The sequence below is a fragment of the Pseudomonas sp. EMN2 genome, assembly GCF_009650555.1.
Lineage (GTDB): Bacteria > Pseudomonadota > Gammaproteobacteria > Pseudomonadales > Pseudomonadaceae > Aquipseudomonas > Aquipseudomonas sichuanensis.
In genome coordinates this window covers 91,100-107,740 of sequence record NZ_VZZR01000054.1, presented here as the reverse complement: position 1 = coordinate 107,740, position 16,641 = coordinate 91,100, and the positions used below count along the sequence as shown (strand labels likewise).

Annotated in this window: 16 protein-coding genes and 1 tRNA gene; 11 read left to right on the top strand and 6 right to left on the bottom strand. The window is 63.6% G+C overall.

Translation table 11 applies throughout. The features are described from left to right. Position 1 precedes the first annotated feature (1 nt). The 3 genes from F6X61_RS17200 to F6X61_RS17190 all read left to right on the top strand — a co-directional run bounded on the left by F6X61_RS17200 (position 2) and on the right by F6X61_RS17190 (position 4,278). A tRNA-Met gene (locus tag F6X61_RS17200) sits at positions 2–78 on the top strand. 265 nt (positions 79–343) lie between these two features. Beyond that, positions 344–2,986 (top strand): bifunctional lysylphosphatidylglycerol flippase/synthetase MprF, encoded by a 2,643-nt coding sequence (gene mprF, locus F6X61_RS17195; RefSeq protein ID WP_153787623.1) that lies wholly within the window; start codon positions 344–346, stop codon positions 2,984–2,986. Further along, a complete protein-coding gene (locus F6X61_RS17190; protein WP_153787622.1) occupies positions 2,986–4,278 on the top strand; it encodes a virulence factor family protein in 1,293 nt (430 codons plus the stop codon). Before mprF ends, F6X61_RS17190 begins: the two co-directional genes overlap by 1 nt. A gap of 36 nt (positions 4,279–4,314) precedes the next feature. Here the strand turns inward: F6X61_RS17190 and F6X61_RS17185 are convergent, their stop codons facing one another. Continuing rightward, complete coding sequence (locus F6X61_RS17185; protein ID WP_153787621.1) at positions 4,315–6,225, bottom strand: potassium transporter Kup; 1,911 nt, start codon at positions 6,223–6,225, stop codon at positions 4,315–4,317. Between the two features lie 235 nt (positions 6,226–6,460). Here F6X61_RS17185 and rimO point away from each other — a divergent pair, with 235 nt between their 5' ends. From rimO to tsaA, 5 genes are all read left to right on the top strand, one after another. After that, the gene (gene rimO / locus F6X61_RS17180; RefSeq protein ID WP_153787620.1) at positions 6,461–7,792 is read left to right on the top strand and encodes a 30S ribosomal protein S12 methylthiotransferase RimO; all 1,332 of its coding nucleotides are present in this window, start codon (positions 6,461–6,463) and stop codon (positions 7,790–7,792) included. A 94-nt stretch (positions 7,793–7,886) separates the two neighbouring features. Next, complete coding sequence (locus tag F6X61_RS17175) at positions 7,887–8,354, top strand: GNAT family N-acetyltransferase (RefSeq protein WP_153787619.1); 468 nt, start codon at positions 7,887–7,889, stop codon at positions 8,352–8,354. A gap of 101 nt (positions 8,355–8,455) precedes the next feature. Then, a complete protein-coding gene (locus tag F6X61_RS17170) occupies positions 8,456–9,166 on the top strand; it encodes an rRNA pseudouridine synthase (RefSeq protein ID WP_153787618.1) in 711 nt (236 codons plus the stop codon). Between the two features lie 48 nt (positions 9,167–9,214). Next, positions 9,215–9,676 (top strand): DUF1456 family protein, encoded by a 462-nt coding sequence (locus F6X61_RS17165; protein ID WP_153787617.1) that lies wholly within the window; start codon positions 9,215–9,217, stop codon positions 9,674–9,676. Further along, positions 9,676–10,371, top strand: a complete 696-nt coding sequence (gene tsaA, locus F6X61_RS17160; RefSeq protein ID WP_153787616.1) for a tRNA (N6-threonylcarbamoyladenosine(37)-N6)-methyltransferase TrmO — start codon at positions 9,676–9,678, stop codon at positions 10,369–10,371. The genes F6X61_RS17165 and tsaA overlap by 1 nt, the downstream gene beginning before the upstream one ends. A gap of 77 nt (positions 10,372–10,448) precedes the next feature. On the opposite strand, the gene fpr is transcribed toward tsaA, so the two are convergent. Further along, the gene (fpr, locus tag F6X61_RS17155; protein ID WP_110738446.1) at positions 10,449–11,228 is read right to left on the bottom strand and encodes a ferredoxin-NADP reductase; all 780 of its coding nucleotides are present in this window, start codon (positions 11,226–11,228) and stop codon (positions 10,449–10,451) included. 120 nt (positions 11,229–11,348) lie between these two features. Here fpr and finR point away from each other — a divergent pair, with 120 nt between their 5' ends. Beyond that, positions 11,349–12,275 carry a LysR family transcriptional regulator FinR gene (finR, locus tag F6X61_RS17150; protein ID WP_153787615.1) on the top strand — a complete coding sequence of 309 codons (927 nt, stop codon included), beginning with the start codon at positions 11,349–11,351 and terminating at the stop codon, positions 12,273–12,275. Between the two features lie 3 nt (positions 12,276–12,278). Here the strand turns inward: finR and F6X61_RS17145 are convergent, their stop codons facing one another. The 3 genes from F6X61_RS17145 to F6X61_RS17135 form a co-directional block, all read right to left on the bottom strand. After that, a complete protein-coding gene (locus tag F6X61_RS17145) occupies positions 12,279–12,644 on the bottom strand; it encodes a diacylglycerol kinase (protein WP_153787614.1) in 366 nt (121 codons plus the stop codon). A gap of 75 nt (positions 12,645–12,719) precedes the next feature. Continuing rightward, positions 12,720–13,370, bottom strand: coding sequence for a response regulator transcription factor ErdR (gene erdR, locus F6X61_RS17140; RefSeq protein WP_125465164.1), 651 nt, complete (start codon positions 13,368–13,370; stop codon positions 12,720–12,722). A 255-nt stretch (positions 13,371–13,625) separates the two neighbouring features. Continuing rightward, positions 13,626–14,336, bottom strand: coding sequence for a tRNA-uridine aminocarboxypropyltransferase (locus F6X61_RS17135; RefSeq protein WP_153787613.1), 711 nt, complete (start codon positions 14,334–14,336; stop codon positions 13,626–13,628). A 214-nt stretch (positions 14,337–14,550) separates the two neighbouring features. Here F6X61_RS17135 and F6X61_RS17130 point away from each other — a divergent pair, with 214 nt between their 5' ends. Continuing rightward, the gene (locus tag F6X61_RS17130; protein ID WP_153787612.1) at positions 14,551–14,973 is read left to right on the top strand and encodes a quorum-sensing-regulated virulence factor family protein; all 423 of its coding nucleotides are present in this window, start codon (positions 14,551–14,553) and stop codon (positions 14,971–14,973) included. A 1-nt stretch (position 14,974) separates the two neighbouring features. Here F6X61_RS17130 and F6X61_RS17125 read toward each other — a convergent pair whose 3' ends face one another. Continuing rightward, on the bottom strand, positions 14,975–15,175 hold the full coding sequence (locus F6X61_RS17125) for a hypothetical protein (protein ID WP_153787611.1): 201 nt from the start codon (positions 15,173–15,175) through the stop codon (positions 14,975–14,977). A gap of 306 nt (positions 15,176–15,481) precedes the next feature. On the opposite strand from F6X61_RS17125, the gene F6X61_RS17120 reads away from it, so the two are divergent. Further along, positions 15,482–16,600 (top strand): LOG family protein, encoded by a 1,119-nt coding sequence (locus F6X61_RS17120; protein ID WP_153787610.1) that lies wholly within the window; start codon positions 15,482–15,484, stop codon positions 16,598–16,600. Positions 16,601–16,641: the final 41 nt, after the last annotated feature.

Sequence of the window (16,641 nt, the reverse complement as noted above, 5' to 3'; positions counted from 1 at the left end):
ACGCGGGATGGAGCAGCCTGGTAGCTCGTCGGGCTCATAACCCGAAGGTCGTCGGTTCAAATCCGGCTCCCGCAACCATATTCGTCAGAGCAAGCCCCGCCTATCGAAAGATAGTGCGGGGCTTGTTGCATTCCGGCCCATCGCTTTGAGCCATGCAGACCAGGCGCAGTGCGCCTCCCGCCTCGCCCCCGCCGCTGATCCACATAGCTGAATGAACTATCTTTAACTATCCTGAAACAGATTAACTACATGGGCCGGAGTAATATCTGGACACGTTTTTCCAAAGGGATTTTCACTTGGCCGTAGCTCGCTTGCACCTCGCGCTGACCGCACGGGGTACCCCATGACCGCCCCCACCCCCGAAACCCAGGCACCGCTGACTGCGGCCTTGCCTACGGCTGCGCAACGCCTGCCCTGGCTGGAACGCCTGAGCAAGTACCGCCAACCCCTGGGCCTCGCGCTGACCCTGGTGCTGTTCACCATGGGCCTGATTGCCTGCCGCCACCTGTTAAGCGAGCTGGACATCTACGCGCTGCATGACGCCATGCTCAGCGTGCCGTCCAACGCGTTGCTGGGAGCACTGCTGGCTACCGCAGTCGGCTTCCTGATCCTGCTGGGCTACGAATGGTCGGCCAGCCGTTTCGCGGCGGTGCAGTTACCGCCGCGAACCCTGGTGCTAGGTGGTTTCAGCGCCTTCGCGATTGGTAATGCCATCGGCCTGTCGATGCTCTCCGGTGGTTCGGTACGTTATCGCCTGTATGCCCGCCAGGGCCTGAGCGCCGCGGAAGTCGCACGCATGACCGTGTTCGCCAGCCTGTCACTGGGCTGCGCGCTGCCGCCGCTGGCGGCCCTGGCCACCCTCAGCGACCTGCCGGCAGCAGCCACTGCACTGCGCCTGCCCGCGCCGCTGCTGGGTGGGATTGCCGTGGCAGTACTGGTCATGACCGCAGCATTGGTAATGGGCCTGTACCGTCGCCGCCTGGCGGAACAACCGCTCAAGGACAGCCTGCTGGTTCAGTTCGGCCGCCGCACCCTGCGCCTGCCAAGCGCTCGCCTGGCCGGCCTGCAACTGCTGATCACCGCGCTGGACGTAGCCGCCGCCGCCACCGTGCTGTACCTGCTGCTGCCGGAAGCGCCGCCATTCGGGGCCTTTGTACTGGTCTACCTGCTGGCACTGGCTGCCGGTGTGCTGAGCCACGTACCCGGCGGTGTCGGTGTGTTCGAGGCGATCCTGCTGGCCGCCTTTGCCAACCAGCTGGGCGCCGCACCACTGGCCGCCGCCCTGCTGCTGTACCGACTCATTTACGTTGTGCTGCCGCTGCTGCTGGCGTGCGTACTGCTGCTGGCCAACGAAGCGCGCCGCCTGCTGTTCGCCCAACAAGCCATCCGCGCGGCTTCCGGGCTGGCGGCACCGGTCCTGGCAATCCTGGTGTTCCTCTCCGGCGTGGTGCTGCTGTTCTCCGGCGCCACCCCCGAGATCGACAGCCGCCTGGAACACATGGGTTTCCTGATTCCGCACCGACTGATCGATGCGTCTCACTTCGGCGCCAGCCTCATCGGCGTGCTGTGCCTGCTGCTGGCCCAGGGCCTGCGCCGCCGTCTGTCAGCCGCCTGGCTACTGACCACCGTGCTGCTGCTGGTAGGCGCAGTCCTGTCGCTGCTCAAGGGCTTCGACTGGGAAGAAGCCACGCTCATGTGCCTCACCGCTGCCCTGCTGGCACTGTTCCGCCGTTCGTTCTATCGCCCCAGCAGGCTGCTCGAGCTGCCGTTCTCGCCGGTGTACCTGGTGGCCAGCGCCTGCGTGGTCGGTGCGTCGATCTGGCTGCTGCTGTTTGCCTACCAGGACGTACCCTACACCCACAAACTGTGGTGGCAGTTCACCCTTGATGCCGATGCCCCACGCGGCCTGCGCGCGGCCATGGGCAGCGCCGTGCTGCTGGTGATCGTCGCCCTGACCTGGCTGCTGCGCACCGCGCGCCCGGTGATCCACCTGCCCAGCGAAGACGAACTGCAACGCGCCAACCGCATCCTGCTGGCCTCGGACCAGCCCGACGGAGGCCTGGCGCTGACCGGCGACAAGGCCCTGCTGTTCCATCCCAGTGGCAACGCCTTCCTCATGTACGCCCGCCGTGGTCGCAGCCTGGTGGCTTTGTACGACCCGATCGGGCCGGCTCAGGAGCGCGCCGAGATGATCTGGCAGTTCCGCGACCTGTGCGACCTGCACCACGCGCGCCCGGTGTTCTACCAGGTACGCGCGGAGAACCTGCCGTTCTACATGGACATCGGCCTGACCGCGATCAAGCTGGGCGAAGAAGCCCGCGTCGACCTGCGCCGCTTCGACCTCGAAGCCAAGGGCAAGGAGATGAAGGACCTGCGCTACACCTGGAACCGCGGTGGACGCGACGGCCTGACCCTTGAGGTCCACGAGCCTGGCCATGCGCCGCTGGCGGAGCTCAAGGAAATCTCCGACGCCTGGCTCGAAGGCAAGAACGTGCGCGAGAAAGGCTTCTCGCTCGGCCGCTTCAGCCCTGAATACCTGCAGCACTTTCGCATCGCGCTGATCCGCTTCCAGGGCCGCCCGGTGGCCTTTGCCAACCTGCTGGAAACCCACAGCAACGAGCTGGCCAGCCTGGACCTGATGCGCGCCCACCCGGACGCGCCGAAGCTGACCATGGAATTCATGATGGTTGGCCTGATCCTCCACTACAAGAGCCATGACTATGGCCGTTTCAGCCTGGGGATGGTCCCCCTTTCCGGCTTGCAGCCGCGGCGCGGCGCACCCTTGACCCAACGCCTGGGTTCGATGGTGTTCCAGCGTGGCGAGCAGCTGTACAACTTCCAGGGCCTGCGGCGCTTCAAGGACAAGTTCCAGCCGGACTGGGAACCCCGTTACATGGCCGTGCCGGCCGGGCTCGACCCGCTGGTGGCACTGGCTGATACCGCCGCCCTGATTGCTGGTGGCCTGACTGGATTGGTGAAACGTTGATGATCCGACGCTATTGGCTGTACGTACTGATTCCCCTGCTGCTGGCCGCCCTGGCCGGCGGCGCGGCCTTCTGGCTGTGGACTCGCCCTGCGCCGGAGGCGCGCCTGGACCACCTGACCCTGGGCGACGGCAGCAGCCTGACCCGGGCCACCCCTGGCGTGCATGCCAAGGCCCGGGTAGCCATCGGCGTGCCGCAGGAGCAGGCCTTGAGCGACAAGCAGCTGCTGGACCTGAGCCAGGCCGGCGAAGCTCAATTGGTGCAGGTGATCCTGCCGCCGGCCGACTGCGGCAAACAGCAGGCGGCCATGACTGAGGCACTGGCGCAGTTGTCCGACAAACCCACCGTGGTCGCCGGCATCGGCCCTGGCGCCGCCCAGGCCTGGCGCTGGCTGGCTACACAAAGCGACGACAAGGCCCGCGCCATCTCGGTGGACTTCACCCTTGAACAACCGGGCTGCCAGGTTGAATTGCCCAAATCCGCCGCCCACGGCCACTGGAACGTGGCCTGGAACGACAACCCGGACGATGCCAGCGCCGCCTTCGTGCGCGACCAGGCCAACGCCGAGACCAGCATTGCCGACTACGACATCCACCTGCCCCAGGTACTCAAGGCCCAGCTCACCCAAGCCCTGGTTGGCCAGGACGGCAATGCCCTGGCGATCCCGGTAGTGGAAGTGCCAGCCGGGCAGACCACCGACACCGTCACCCTGTTCCTCTCCGGTGACGGCGGCTGGCGCGACCTGGACCGTGACGTCGCCGGCGAGATGGCCAAGCTCGGCTTCCCAGTCGTGGGCATCGATACCCTGCGCTACTACTGGCAGCACAAGACGCCGGAACAAAGCGCCGCCGACCTGTCCGAGCTGATGCAGCACTACCGCCAGAAATGGGGCACCAAGCGCTTCGTGCTGACCGGCTACTCGTTCGGCGCCGACGTACTGCCGGCCATCTACAACCGCCTGCCCGAAGAGGACCAGAAGCGCGTCGATGCGGTGATCCTGCTGGCCTTCGCCCGCAGCGGCAGCTTCGAGATCGAAGTCGAGGGCTGGTTGGGCAAGGAAGGCCAGGAAGCCCCGACCGGTCAGGAAATGGCCAAGCTGCCCGCCGCCAAGGTGGTGTGCGTGTACGGTGTCGAGGAAACCGACGAAAGCGGCTGCACCGACAAGACTGCCGTGGGCGAGCGCATGAAGCTGCCCGGCGGTCACCACTTCGACGAGAACTACCCGGCACTGGCCAAGCGTCTGATCAACGAGATCGAGACCCGCCAGGGGAAGTCCAGCGTCGCTGAGAAGTGATGTGAAAAGGGGCCGCTATGCGGCCCCTTGCTGTTTCTAGATCTCGACCTGGGTTCCCAGCTCGATCACCCGGTTCAACGGCAGGTTGAAGAAGCGCAGGTTACCGTTGGCGTTCTTGAGCAGGAACGCGAACAGGTTGCCGCGCCAGCGCGACATCCCCTCCAGGCGCGATGCGATCACCGTTTCCCGGCTGAGGAAATAGGTGGTGCGCATCGGGCTGAAATCCAGCTCGTCCAGGTGGCACAGCTTCAATGCTGCCGGTACATCAGGCTCATCCATGAAGCCGAAATGCAGCAGCACGCGGAAGAACCCGTCGCCATAGGCCTCCACTTCAAAACGCTCGCTCTCCGGCACCCGCGGCCGATCCTCGCTGACCACGGTCAACAACACCACCTGGCTGTGCAGTACCTGGTTGTGCAGCATGTTGTGCAACAGCGCGTGGGGCACGGCGTCCGATCGCGCGGTAAGGAACACCGCCGTGCCCTCGACCCGGTGCGGTGGCTGCACACGGATGCTGCCGATGAACAGCGGCAGCGGCAACGCGCCTTCGTCGATGCGGTCGACCAGGATCTGCTTGCCGCGCTTCCAGGTGCTCATCAGCACGAACAGCACGATCCCCGCCAATACCGGGAAAGCACCGCCCTGGACGATCTTCGGCACGTTGGCGGCGAAGAACAGCCCATCGACGAACAGGAAGCCCACCAGAATCGGTACCGCCAGCACCGGTGGCCATTTCCACAGCAGCAGCATCACCGCCGACACCAGGATGGTGGTCATCAACATGGTGCCGGTCACCGCCACCCCATAGGCCGCAGCCAGGGCGCCGGACGATTCGAAGCCGATCACCAGCAGCACCACGCCGACCATCAGCGTCCAGTTCACCGCACCGATGTAGATCTGCCCCTGCTCGTCGCTGGAGGTGTGCTGGATCTGCATGCGCGGGATGTAACCGAGCTGGATGGCTTGGCGGGTCAGGGAGAAGGCACCCGAGATGACCGCCTGCGAGGCGATCACCGTGGCCATGGTGGCCAGGCCCACCAACGGCAGCAATGCCCAGCTCGGTGCCAGCAGGTAGAAGGGGTTACGGGCGGCTTCGGGGTTCTGCAGCAGCATTGCCCCCTGGCCAAAGTAGTTGAGCACCAGCGCCGGCAGCACCAGGATGAACCAGGCGCGGGCGATCGGCTTGCGGCCGAAGTGGCCCATGTCGGCATACAGCGCCTCGGCCCCCGTCAGCGCCAGCACCACGGCACCGAGGATCGCCACGCCCATGCCCGGGTGAACGATGAAGAAATTCAACGCCCAGCCCGGGTTAAAGGCCTTGAGCACTTCCGGGCTCTGCGAGATGCCATGCACGCCGAGCGCCCCCAGCACCAGGAACCAGGTGACCATGATCGGGCCGAACAGCTTGCCGATGGTCTCGGTGCCGTGCTTCTGCACCAGGAACAGCGCCACCAGCACCACAAGCGAGATCGGCACCACCCAGTGATCGATACCGTCGAACGCCAGGCCCATGCCCTCCACCGCCGACAGCACCGACACCGCCGGGGTGATCATGCTGTCGCCATAGAACAACGAGGCGCCGATCAGGCCGCAGATGACCATCAACGCACGCAGCTTGGGATGGCTGGCCGTGGCCCGCCGCGCCAGCGCGGTCAGCGCCATGGTGCCGCCCTCGCCCTGGTTGTCGGCGCGCAGGATGAACATCACGTACTTGAACGACACCACCCACAGCAGCGACCAGAGGATCAGCGACAGGATGCCCAGCACCCCATCGTGGTTGACCGGTACGCCATAACCACCGCTGAAGACCTCTTTGAGGGTGTACAGCGGGCTGGTGCCGATATCTCCATAGACCACCCCAACAGCTGCCACGAGCAGGCCCAGCGACCGCGTCGCGCCCTGCTTTCCTTCGTGCCCGCCCTCGGCGTGACTGCTTGCCTGAACCATCGACCACTCCCGCAGAAGGCCTGTTAGACCGATTGAATTCCCATCCGCGTCGGGGCATCCCACAGGCCCCCGCGCAACGGCGCGAAGCATAGCGCAGCGTTCGTCGTATTTCTGCTGGTCAAGCGACCTTGCGCTCGCTAGAATTGCGCACTTTTTGATCAGAGGCGCGAAAAGCGCCCGCCAGGATCGCCCCCGTTACCGGCCGGGCGACCTGTATTCAATACCGAGGTTAGCCATGTCCACCACTCCCGCCACCCCTAAGGTCGGCTTCGTTTCCCTGGGTTGCCCAAAGGCCCTGGTCGATTCCGAGCGCATCCTGACCCAGCTGCGCATGGAAGGCTATGAAGTCGTGCCGACCTACGAGGACGCCGACGTGGTGGTGGTCAACACCTGCGGCTTCATCGACAGCGCCAAGGCCGAGTCGCTGGAAGTGATCGGCGAAGCCATCAAGGAAAACGGCAAGGTCATCGTCACCGGCTGCATGGGTGTCGAAGAGGGCAGCATCCGTGACGTGCACCCGAGTGTGCTGTCGGTCACCGGCCCCCAGCAGTACGAGCAGGTGGTCAACGCCGTGCACGAAGTGGTACCGCCACGCCAGGACCACAACCCGCTGATCGACCTGGTGCCGCCGCAAGGCGTGAAACTGACCCCGCGCCACTACGCCTACCTGAAGATTTCCGAAGGCTGCAACCACAGCTGCAGCTTCTGCATCATTCCGTCGATGCGCGGCAAGCTGGTCAGCCGCCCGGTCGGTGAAGTGCTGAGCGAGGCCGAGCGCCTGGTCAAGGCCGGCGTCAAGGAAATCCTGGTGATTTCCCAGGACACCAGCGCCTACGGCGTCGACGTCAAGTACAAGACCGACTTCTGGAACGGCCGCCCGGTCAAGACCCGCATGCTCGAACTGTGCGAAGCGCTGAGCAGCCTGGGCGCCTGGGTGCGCCTGCACTACGTCTATCCGTACCCGAACGTGGACGACGTGATTCCGCTGATGGCCGCCGGCAAGATCCTGCCGTACCTGGACATCCCGTTCCAGCACGCCAGCCCCAAGGTGCTCAAGTCAATGAAGCGCCCGGCCTTCGAAGACCGCACCCTGGCCCGTATCAAGAACTGGCGCGAACAGTGCCCCGAGCTGGTGATCCGTTCGACCTTCATCGTCGGCTTCCCTGGCGAGACCGAGGAAGACTTCCAGTACCTGCTGGACTGGCTGACCGAAGCCCAGCTCGACCGCGTCGGCTGCTTCCAGTACTCGCCGGTGGAAGGCGCCCCGGCCAACGACCTGGGCCTGGACGAAGTACCGGATGACGTCAAGCAGGAACGTTGGGACCGTTTCATGGCCCACCAGCAGGCCATCAGCACCGCCCGCCTGCAACTGCGCATCGGCAAGGAAATCGAAGTGCTGATCGACGAAGTCGAAGAGCAAGGCTCGGTAGGCCGTAGCTTCTTCGACGCGCCGGAAATCGACGGCAGCGTGTTCATCGATGGCGATCACGGCTTCAAGCCGGGCGACAAAGTGCGTTGCCGCATCGTCGATGCCGATGAATACGACATGTGGGCAGAGCCTGTCTGACAGCCCCCTGCACTGAAAATACCCCGCCCACTGGCGGGGTATTTTTTTGCATCTATGTTTGTGCAGAGGCCAACGTACACCGGAGCCGCCGAGGATGAAGCCGACGCTGACCCTGCACACACCCCGCTATGCCGACTACCCGGAACTGGTGCGGATCTGGGAGGCATCGGTACGGGCTACCCATGATTTCCTCCCCGACGCCTACATCCAACTGTTGCGTGAGCATGTGCTGGCCAAGTACCTGGATGCCGTGATGCTGGTCTGCTGCAAGGACCGTGAGCGGCGCATCCTTGGCTTTGCCGGCGTGGCCAATGGTCGCGTCGACCTCCTGTTCGTCGCGCCCGAACATTTCGGCCGGGGCGTTGGCCAACGGCTACTGCGTTATGCAGTGGCGGAATTGAATGCCGAACGCCTGGACGTAAACGAACAGAACTCCGAGGCCCTTGGCTTCTACTTGCACGAAGGCTTCGAGGTGATTGGCCGCTCGGCAACGGACGGCCTGGGGCAGCCTTATCCATTGCTGCACATGCAACGGCGCCGTGAGGCGCTGCCTACGAGGTAGCAGTCCTTTGCCGAAATGGCGCAAATGACACCAATTTGCAGCCCCAAACCTACCGGGGCAGGTACAATGAGCGCTTTCCCTGCCCTGCGAACTCATTGTCCATGTCCGAGCCTATCCGCCTGTCCAAACGCCTCATCGAACAGCTTGGCTGCTCGCGCCGAGAGGCCGAACTGTACATCGAAGGAGGCTGGGTCACGGTCGATGGCGAAGTGGTCGAACAGCCGCAATTCAAGATCCTCGACCAGCGCGTGGAACTGCTGCCTGGCGCCCGCGCCGAGACCCTGGAGCCGGTGACCTTGCTGCTCAACCAGCAAGCTGGCCAGAGCGTGGCAATCGCCCAGGCAGGCATGTCCATGGCCAACCTCAGCGAAGCCCACCGCGAAGGCCTGCGCCCGCTGCACGGCCATTTCAACCGCCAGGATTGCATTGCCCCACTGCTGCCGGGCGCCAGTGGCCTGCAGGTGTTCACCCAGGACTGGCGCGTCAGCCGCAAGATCGACGCCGACCTGCGTCGCCTCGAGCAGGAATACATCGTCCAGGTCAGCGGCGAAGCCAAGCCTGGTGCGCTGGAACGCCTGGCCCGCGGCGTGGAGCGCAAGGGCGTGGAGTTGCCCAAGGCCAAGGCCAGCTGGCAGAACGAGCAGCACCTGCGCATGGTGCTGAAGAACCCGCAACGCGGGCAGATCGAGGCATTGTGCGAAACCGCGGGCCTTAAGGTGCTGGGCATGCGCCGCATCCGCCTGGGCGGCGTGTCGATGGGCAAGCTGCCTGCGGGGCAATGGCGCTATGTCGCCGCCACCGAACGTTTCTAGCATTACTGCCGCGCGCACAGGTGCGGCTCTTGAACAGGATTTGCTGCAATGAACCACAACGACGTCATGCGTAGCCTGCGCTACATGATCAAAGCCAACGACCAGAAAATGGCCGAGATCATCGGCCTGGCCGGCCTGCAGGTAACCGCAGAGGCGATTGCCGGCTATGTGAAGAAAGAAGAAGAGCCCGGCTTCGTACAATGCCCGGACAAGGTCATGGCCTATTTCCTCGACGGTCTGGTGATCCACCGCCGCGGCCGCGACGACAGCCGCCCGCCACAGCCTGTCGAGCTGCCGGTGACCAACAACACCATTCTCAAGAAGCTGCGAGTGGCCTTCGAGCTGAAGGAAGACGACCTGCACGCGGTGCTCAAGGCGGTCAACTTCCCGGTGTCCAAGCCCGAACTGAGCGCGCTGTTCCGCAAGGTCGGCCATGACAACTACCGCCCTTGCGGCGACCAGTTGCTGCGCAACTTCCTCAAGGGCCTCACCCAGCGCGTGCGTGGCTGATGCAACACACGGTCTCGCCGGTCGGCATCGTCCGCTCCTGCTTCAAGGAGAAGTTCGCCATCCCGCGCCAGCCACAACTGGCGCCAGCAGCGCGGGGCGTGCTCGAACTGCTGCCGCCGTTCGACCAGGGGGACGCGGTAGAGGGGCTGGAGCAGGTCAGCCACGTCTGGCTGTTGTTCCTGTTCCACGAGGCGCTGGAAGACAAGCCACGGCTGAAGGTGCGCCCGCCGCGCCTGGGAGGCAACAAGAGCATGGGGGTGTTCGCCACCCGCGCCACCCACCGCCCCAACGGCATCGGTCAGTCGGTGGTGCGCCTGGAAGGCGTCGAGCCCGGGCGCCTGCTGCTTTCAGGCATCGACCTGCTCGACGGCACGCCGGTGCTGGATATCAAACCCTACGTGCCCTATGCCGACAGCATCCTTGAGGCGACCAACCAGATGGCTGGCGCGGCACCGGCGCCCATCGCCGTACAGTGGAGTGACAGCGCCCTGCCCCAGGCTCGCGAACATGCGCTGCGCCTGGATGAGCCGCTGGTGGCGTTGATCGAGCAATGCCTGGCACAGGACCCGCGGCCCGCCTATCAGGTACCGCCCGTCGAGCGGGTGTACGGGGTGAAGTTCTGGGATGTGCAGGTGCGCTGGCACTACCCTCAGCCCGATCAGATCCGGGTGCTGGAGGTCGTGCGGGATAGTTGAGCCTTCAATGGCTTTGCTCTATCCAGACATAAAAAAACGCAGGCCAAGGCCTGCGTTTTTCGTTTACCGCGCTCGCCTTACTTCTCGACGAAGGCGCGCTCGATCAGGTAATCACCCGGCTCGCGCATGCGCGCCGAGATCTTCAGGCCGAAGCTGTCCAGCACTTCGCTGGTCTCGTCGAGCATGCTCGGGCTGCCGCAGATCATCGCGCGGTCGTCCTGCGGGTTGATCGGTGGCAGGCCGATATCGCTGAACAGCTTGCCGCTGCGCATCAGATCGGTCAGACGGCCCTGGTTCTCGAACGGCTCACGGGTCACGGTCGGGTAGTAGATCAGCTTGTCACGCACGGACTCGCCGAAGAACTCGTTCTGCGGCAGGTGCTCGGTGATGAACTCGCGGTAGGCGACTTCGTTCACGTAGCGCACGCCGTGGACCAGGATCACCTTCTCGAAACGCTCGTAGGTCTCGGGGTCCTGGATGACGCTCATGAATGGCGCCAGGCCAGTGCCGGTGCTCAGCAGGTACAGGTGCTTGCCCGGGTTCAGGTCGTCAAGTACCAGCGTGCCGGTAGGCTTCTTGCTGATGATGATCTCATCGCCTTCCTTCAGGTGTTGCAGCTGCGAGGTCAACGGACCGTCCGGCACCTTGATGCTGAAGAATTCCAGGTGCTCTTCCCAGTTCGGCGACGCGATGGAGTAGGCGCGCATGAGCGGGCGGCCGCTTTCCTGCTGCAGGCCGATCATCACGAACTGACCGTTCTCGAAGCGCAGGCCCGGGTCACGGGTGCACTTGAAGCTGAACAGGGTGTCGTTCCAGTGGTGAACACTGAGGACACGTTCGTGGTTCATGTTGCTCATTGATGGGGCTCCTGAAGAAAAACGCAGCGCGCACAAGGCGCACAGTTGCGCGATAGTTTAGGGGCAGCGACAATATCTGTTAACTGAATTATCAAGATATGTGTTATCGGTTATATAGATATGCGATTTACACTTCGTCAACTTCAGGTCTTCGTCGCCGTCGCCCAGCACCAGAGCGTGTCCCGGGCTGCGGGCGTGCTGGCCTTGTCGCAGTCAGCCGCCAGCACCTCGATCACCGAACTGGAGCGCCAATCCAGTTGCCAACTGTTCGACCGCGCTGGCAAGCGCCTGAGCCTCAACGCCCTGGGCCATCAGCTACTGCCCCAGGCAGTGGCCCTGCTCGACCAGGCCAAAGAGATCGAGGACCTGCTCAATGGCAAGTCCGGTTTCGGCTCGCTGGCGGTCGGAGCCACCCTGACCATCGGCAACTACCTGGCCACCCTGCTGATCGGCAGTTTCATGCAGGTACACCCGGAGAGCCAAGTCAAACTGCACGTGCAGAACACTGCGCATATCGTGCAACAGGTCGCCCACTATGAAATTGACCTGGGTCTAATCGAAGGTGATTGCAACCACCCAGACCTGGAAGTGCAGCCCTGGGTGGAAGATGAGCTGGTGGTGTTCTGCGCCCCGCAGCACCCGCTGGCCAAAGTCGGCCACGCCAGCATCGAGCAGCTCTCCCACGAGGCCTGGATTCTCCGTGAGCAGGGTTCAGGCACGCGCCTGACCTTCGACCAGGCTATGCGCCACCATCGCGCCAACCTCAATATTCGACTTGAGCTGGAACACACCGAAGCGATAAAGCGCGCGGTGGAGTCAGGCCTGGGGATCGGCTGCATCTCGCGCCTGGCCCTGCGCGACGCCTTCCGCCGCGGCAGCCTGGTAGCGGTGGAAACCCCGGCCCTGGACCTGGCCCGGCAGTTCTATTTCATCTGGCACAAGCAGAAGTACCAGACCTCGGCCATGCGCGAGTTCCTCGAACTGTGCCGCAGCTTCACCGCAGGCGTGCAGCGTAGCGACGAAATCGTCCTGCCGCCGATCGCCTGAAGGTCAACCCAGCAGGATCACGCCCCACACCACCGCCACCATGGACATCGCCACCAGTTGCGCGGCGCTGCCCATGTCCTTGGCGTTTTTCGACAGTGGATGACGCTCCAGCGAAATACGGTCGATGGCCGCCTCCACCGCCGAATTGAGCAGTTCGACGATCAGCCCCAGCAGGCACACGGCAATCAGGATCGCCCGCTCGACGCGGCTCACCGGCAGCCAGAAAGCCGTCGGGATCAGCAGCACATTGAGCAACACCAGTTGGCGGAAAGCGGCTTCGCCCTTGAAGGCGGTACGCAAACCATCCAGCGAGTAGCCGGCAGCATTTACGATCCGTTTGAGGCCGGTCTGGCCCTTGAATGGCGACATGTGTCACTCACTTCATCGATGAAAGCCTGGCAGGCTAATCCGACACTGGTCAAAAAAGCGTGAAGGCGCAGGGACTTAGCTGGCCGAAACCGATTCAAGTTGTTGCAGCAGCAACGCGGCCTGCGTGCGCGTGCGCACCCCGAGCTTACGGAAGATTGCAGTCACATGGGCCTTGATGGTCGCTTCCGACACGCTCAGCTCGTAGGCGATCTGTTTGTTCAGCAGGCCTTCGCAGACCATGGTCAGCACCCGGAACTGCTGGGGCGTGAGGCTGGCGAGCCCCTCGCTGGCGGCCTTGGCCTCAGCCGATACATCGACCTTCTCGAATGCCTGGGGTGGCCACCAGACATCGCCATCGAGCACGTTGCGCACCGCTTCCTGGATCTTGCTCAGCTCGCTGGACTTGGGAATGAAACCGCTGGCACCGAATTCACGGGATTTAACCACGACCGCCGCTTCTTCCTGCGCCGATACCATTACCACCGGGATTTGCGGGTACTGCCCACGCAACAGGACCAGGCCAGAGAAGCCATAGGCACCGGGCATGTTCAAGTCCAGCAGGACCAGGTCCCAGTCGGACTTCTCCGTCAGACTGGCTTCCAGTTCGGCGATGCTCGCCACTTCAACCAGCCGCACGTCCGGCCCGAGGCCGAGGGTAACGGCCTGGCGCAGTGCGCTGCGAAACAACGGGTGGTCATCGGCAATCAGGATTTCGTATGTGGCCATCGATCTATGGATCCTGTTCTGTGCCAGGCGCGGGGATACGGGATATGCCTGGCAGGCAACTCAAGGCGCGAACGGCAGGGCCGCCGGCCGGGACGGCACGGCGAAGTCCGGGGTAACAGCAGCTTCGTCGTGCCCGAATCGGCGCCAAGGATGACGAGCACGCACCGAGTGGTCAAGCCAATTGCCCGGTCGTACCCACCTCCCTGGCTGCCAGCTCCGTCAGTATGAACCAATCCGCCGCGCCCGCCCCTTGGACTATAGGAAGGTATGCAAACGCCGGTGTACCTCATCCTGCTCATCGAGCGGCAGGCGCCGCTTGCCACTGAGGTAATGCAGGCTGAACACATCCAGATAGGCATCCAGGGCCTGCGAAGCCTGGCTGTCGCCGGCCAGGTCCAGGCACATGGCCGCCACTTCCGCAGTGCAGAAATGGTCGTCGCGCTTGGAGCGGCGCAGGCGATAGCGCGACATCTGTTCGGCCTGCAGGCTCAGTACCGGGAATTTGTCGAGGTACGGGCTCTTGCGGAACATCTTGCGCGCTTCGGTCCAGGTGGCATCCAGCAGGATGAACAGCGGGCGCTTGCCTGGTGCGCAGGCGACCTCGCTGACCACCCGCTCCTGGGCGACGAATTCACCGGGGAACACGATATAGGGCTGCCACTGCGGATGTTCCAGCAGCGCCAGCAAAGCCTCGTCCACCGAGGTGCGCAGCCAGCCAAAGGCCGAGGTATCCTCGATCAGGTCGGCGATCAGCCAGCCAGTATTGGTGGGTTTGAGTGGCTCGGTATCATGCATCAGCAGGCACATGCCGGATTCGGCCTGCACCCTGGGCTTCCAGGCACACAGGCAATGCGTGGCGATGACCCGGCACTGCGGGCAGCGTTCGGCACGCGAGCCGCGGGCGACGAACGGTTTGATGCTGCGTGCCAGGCGCTCGGCGCGCAGCCGCGCTACCGCATGGCTCATGGCTGCAAGCCTTGGCGTTGAGAAGGGACGAACACAAAAAAACGACTCTACGGATGACAAGGCGCCAGTCTACCAGAGGCCGCGTCATTTGCCGTGCAGCCCCGCCTACGGCTCCTTTATAATCGCCGGTTGTGGCGGCCGGAAACACCGAGTTTCAGGGAACGCCGCCTGCCGGCGCAGGTCAAAGCGCCAGTCATCGAACCAGGAGAGATCCATGCTGCGTGTAATTGCCCCGACCCTGAGCCTGCTGCTCGCCCTGCCGCTGGCCGCCCAGGCCGCTTCCAAGCAGGAATACGAGCTGAAACAGACGCTGGAGAAGGTCGCCAAGGAAAGCAGCGTCGGCACTCCACGCGCCATCAACGAAGATATCCTCGACCAAGGCTACACCGTCGAAAAAGGCAAGGCGTTGGTCAACCACCTCAGCGTGCGAGAAAGCCATGCCGAACGCATGCGCGCCAACCCGCAGCAGGTCCGCAGCCAGCTGGGCGACAGCGTTTGCCGCAATACCGGCTACCGCCAGCTGATGTCCAAGGGCGCGGTGCTGGTCTATCGTTTCACCGTCTACAAGACCAACCAGCCCATCATGGATCAGGCCTTCGACGCCGCCAGTTGCGTGGCCGGCAACAAGAAGAAGTGATTCAGGCCACCTGATCGCTGGCGCGCCGTTGCTCCTCCTCGGCGCGCAATTCGGCCAGCAAGGCCTGTAGATAGCGTGATTGCCGCTCTGTACCTTGCAGACGACGCAGGCATTCACCTTCAAGGCTCAGGTGATGGGCCTGCGCCTCACGCGCCAGCAACTGAAACAGTTGCCCATCCACCTCGATCACCAGTCGATGCATACCGCCACCTCCCGTGTCGCGCTTTTTCACCCCTCCAGTAAACCAAAGCCCCGTAAAGGCTGGGCCTGACCTGACCGACGGCCCGCTTGCAGGGTAAGCGGCGCAATGGCGCGCCAGCGTCTAGATTGATAGCGAGACCCACAACAACGACAACAAGATGGAATTGCCACTGCATCATGGCCTTGAAGGCCTACTGCAATGCTCGGGGTGCACACTCGAGCCATAGCAGCCAGCGGCACACGCAGTGCCGCGGCCGGGACACACCATCGACCCGGTCAGAGGTTTTGCTGCAGAAGGAGACGTTGAATGCCTTACCAACCGAATGAGCTTCTGTTCAACCATTTCAGAGACCAGGGTATCGACCTGGGCAACATCGACAAGCAACTGCAGCTGGTCGCCCCGAACAGCCCCAACCTGCCGCTGTACCGCGACATGATGCTGACCATCCTGCGCATGGCGCATGACGACCGCAACCGCTGGAACGCCAAGATCACCTTGCAGGCCCTGCGCGAGCTCGACCAGTCGTTCCGCACCCTCGAACGCTACAAAGGAAGGCGCAAGGTGACAGTCTTCGGCTCGGCGCGCACCCCGCTGGAACACCCGATGTACGCCCTGGCCAGGGAGCTGGGCGCTACGCTGGCACGCTCCGATCTAATGGTCATCACCGGTGCCGGGGGCGGCATCATGGCCGCTGCCCACGAAGGCGCCGGCGCCGACCACAGCCTGGGTTTCAACATCACCCTGCCCTTCGAGCAGCACGCCAACCCCACGGTCGGTGGCACCGACAAACTGCTGCCGTTCCACTTCTTCTTCATTCGCAAGCTGTTCTTCGTCAAGGAAGCCGACGCGCTGGTGCTGTGCCCCGGTGGTTTCGGCACCCTCGACGAAGCCCTGGAAGTGTTGACCCTGATCCAGACCGGCAAAAGCCCGCTGGTGCCTGTGGTGCTGCTGGATTCGCCCGGTGGCAGCTTCTGGCGCGACTGCCTTGATTTCATCAGCCGCCAGCTGGAAGAGAACCGCTACATCCTGCCCAGCGACCTCAAGCTGGTGCGCCTGGTGCACAGTGCCGACGAGGCCGTGGATGAGATCAATCAGTTCTACAGCAACTACCACTCCAGCCGCTGGCTGAAGAACCAGTTCGTCATTCGCATGCACCATCCGCTCAGCGAAGCGGCATTGCATGACGTCGAGGAAGGTTTCGCCGACTTGCGCCTGAGTGGCCGTTACCACCAGCAACCGGACAGTGGCGCCGAACATGAGGAGGGGAATTTCAGCCACCTGACACGCCTGACCTTCGCGTTCAATGGCCGCGACCAGGGGCGCCTGCGTGAGCTGGTGGACTTTATCAACTTGCCGGAAAACTGGGCCAAGCCCCAGCCGATGCACACCACCCAACGGGCACGGGAAGCTTTGAAGGTGAGCTGAACGCAAAATGCCCCGCATGGCCCTCCTTTCGGAAGGCCATG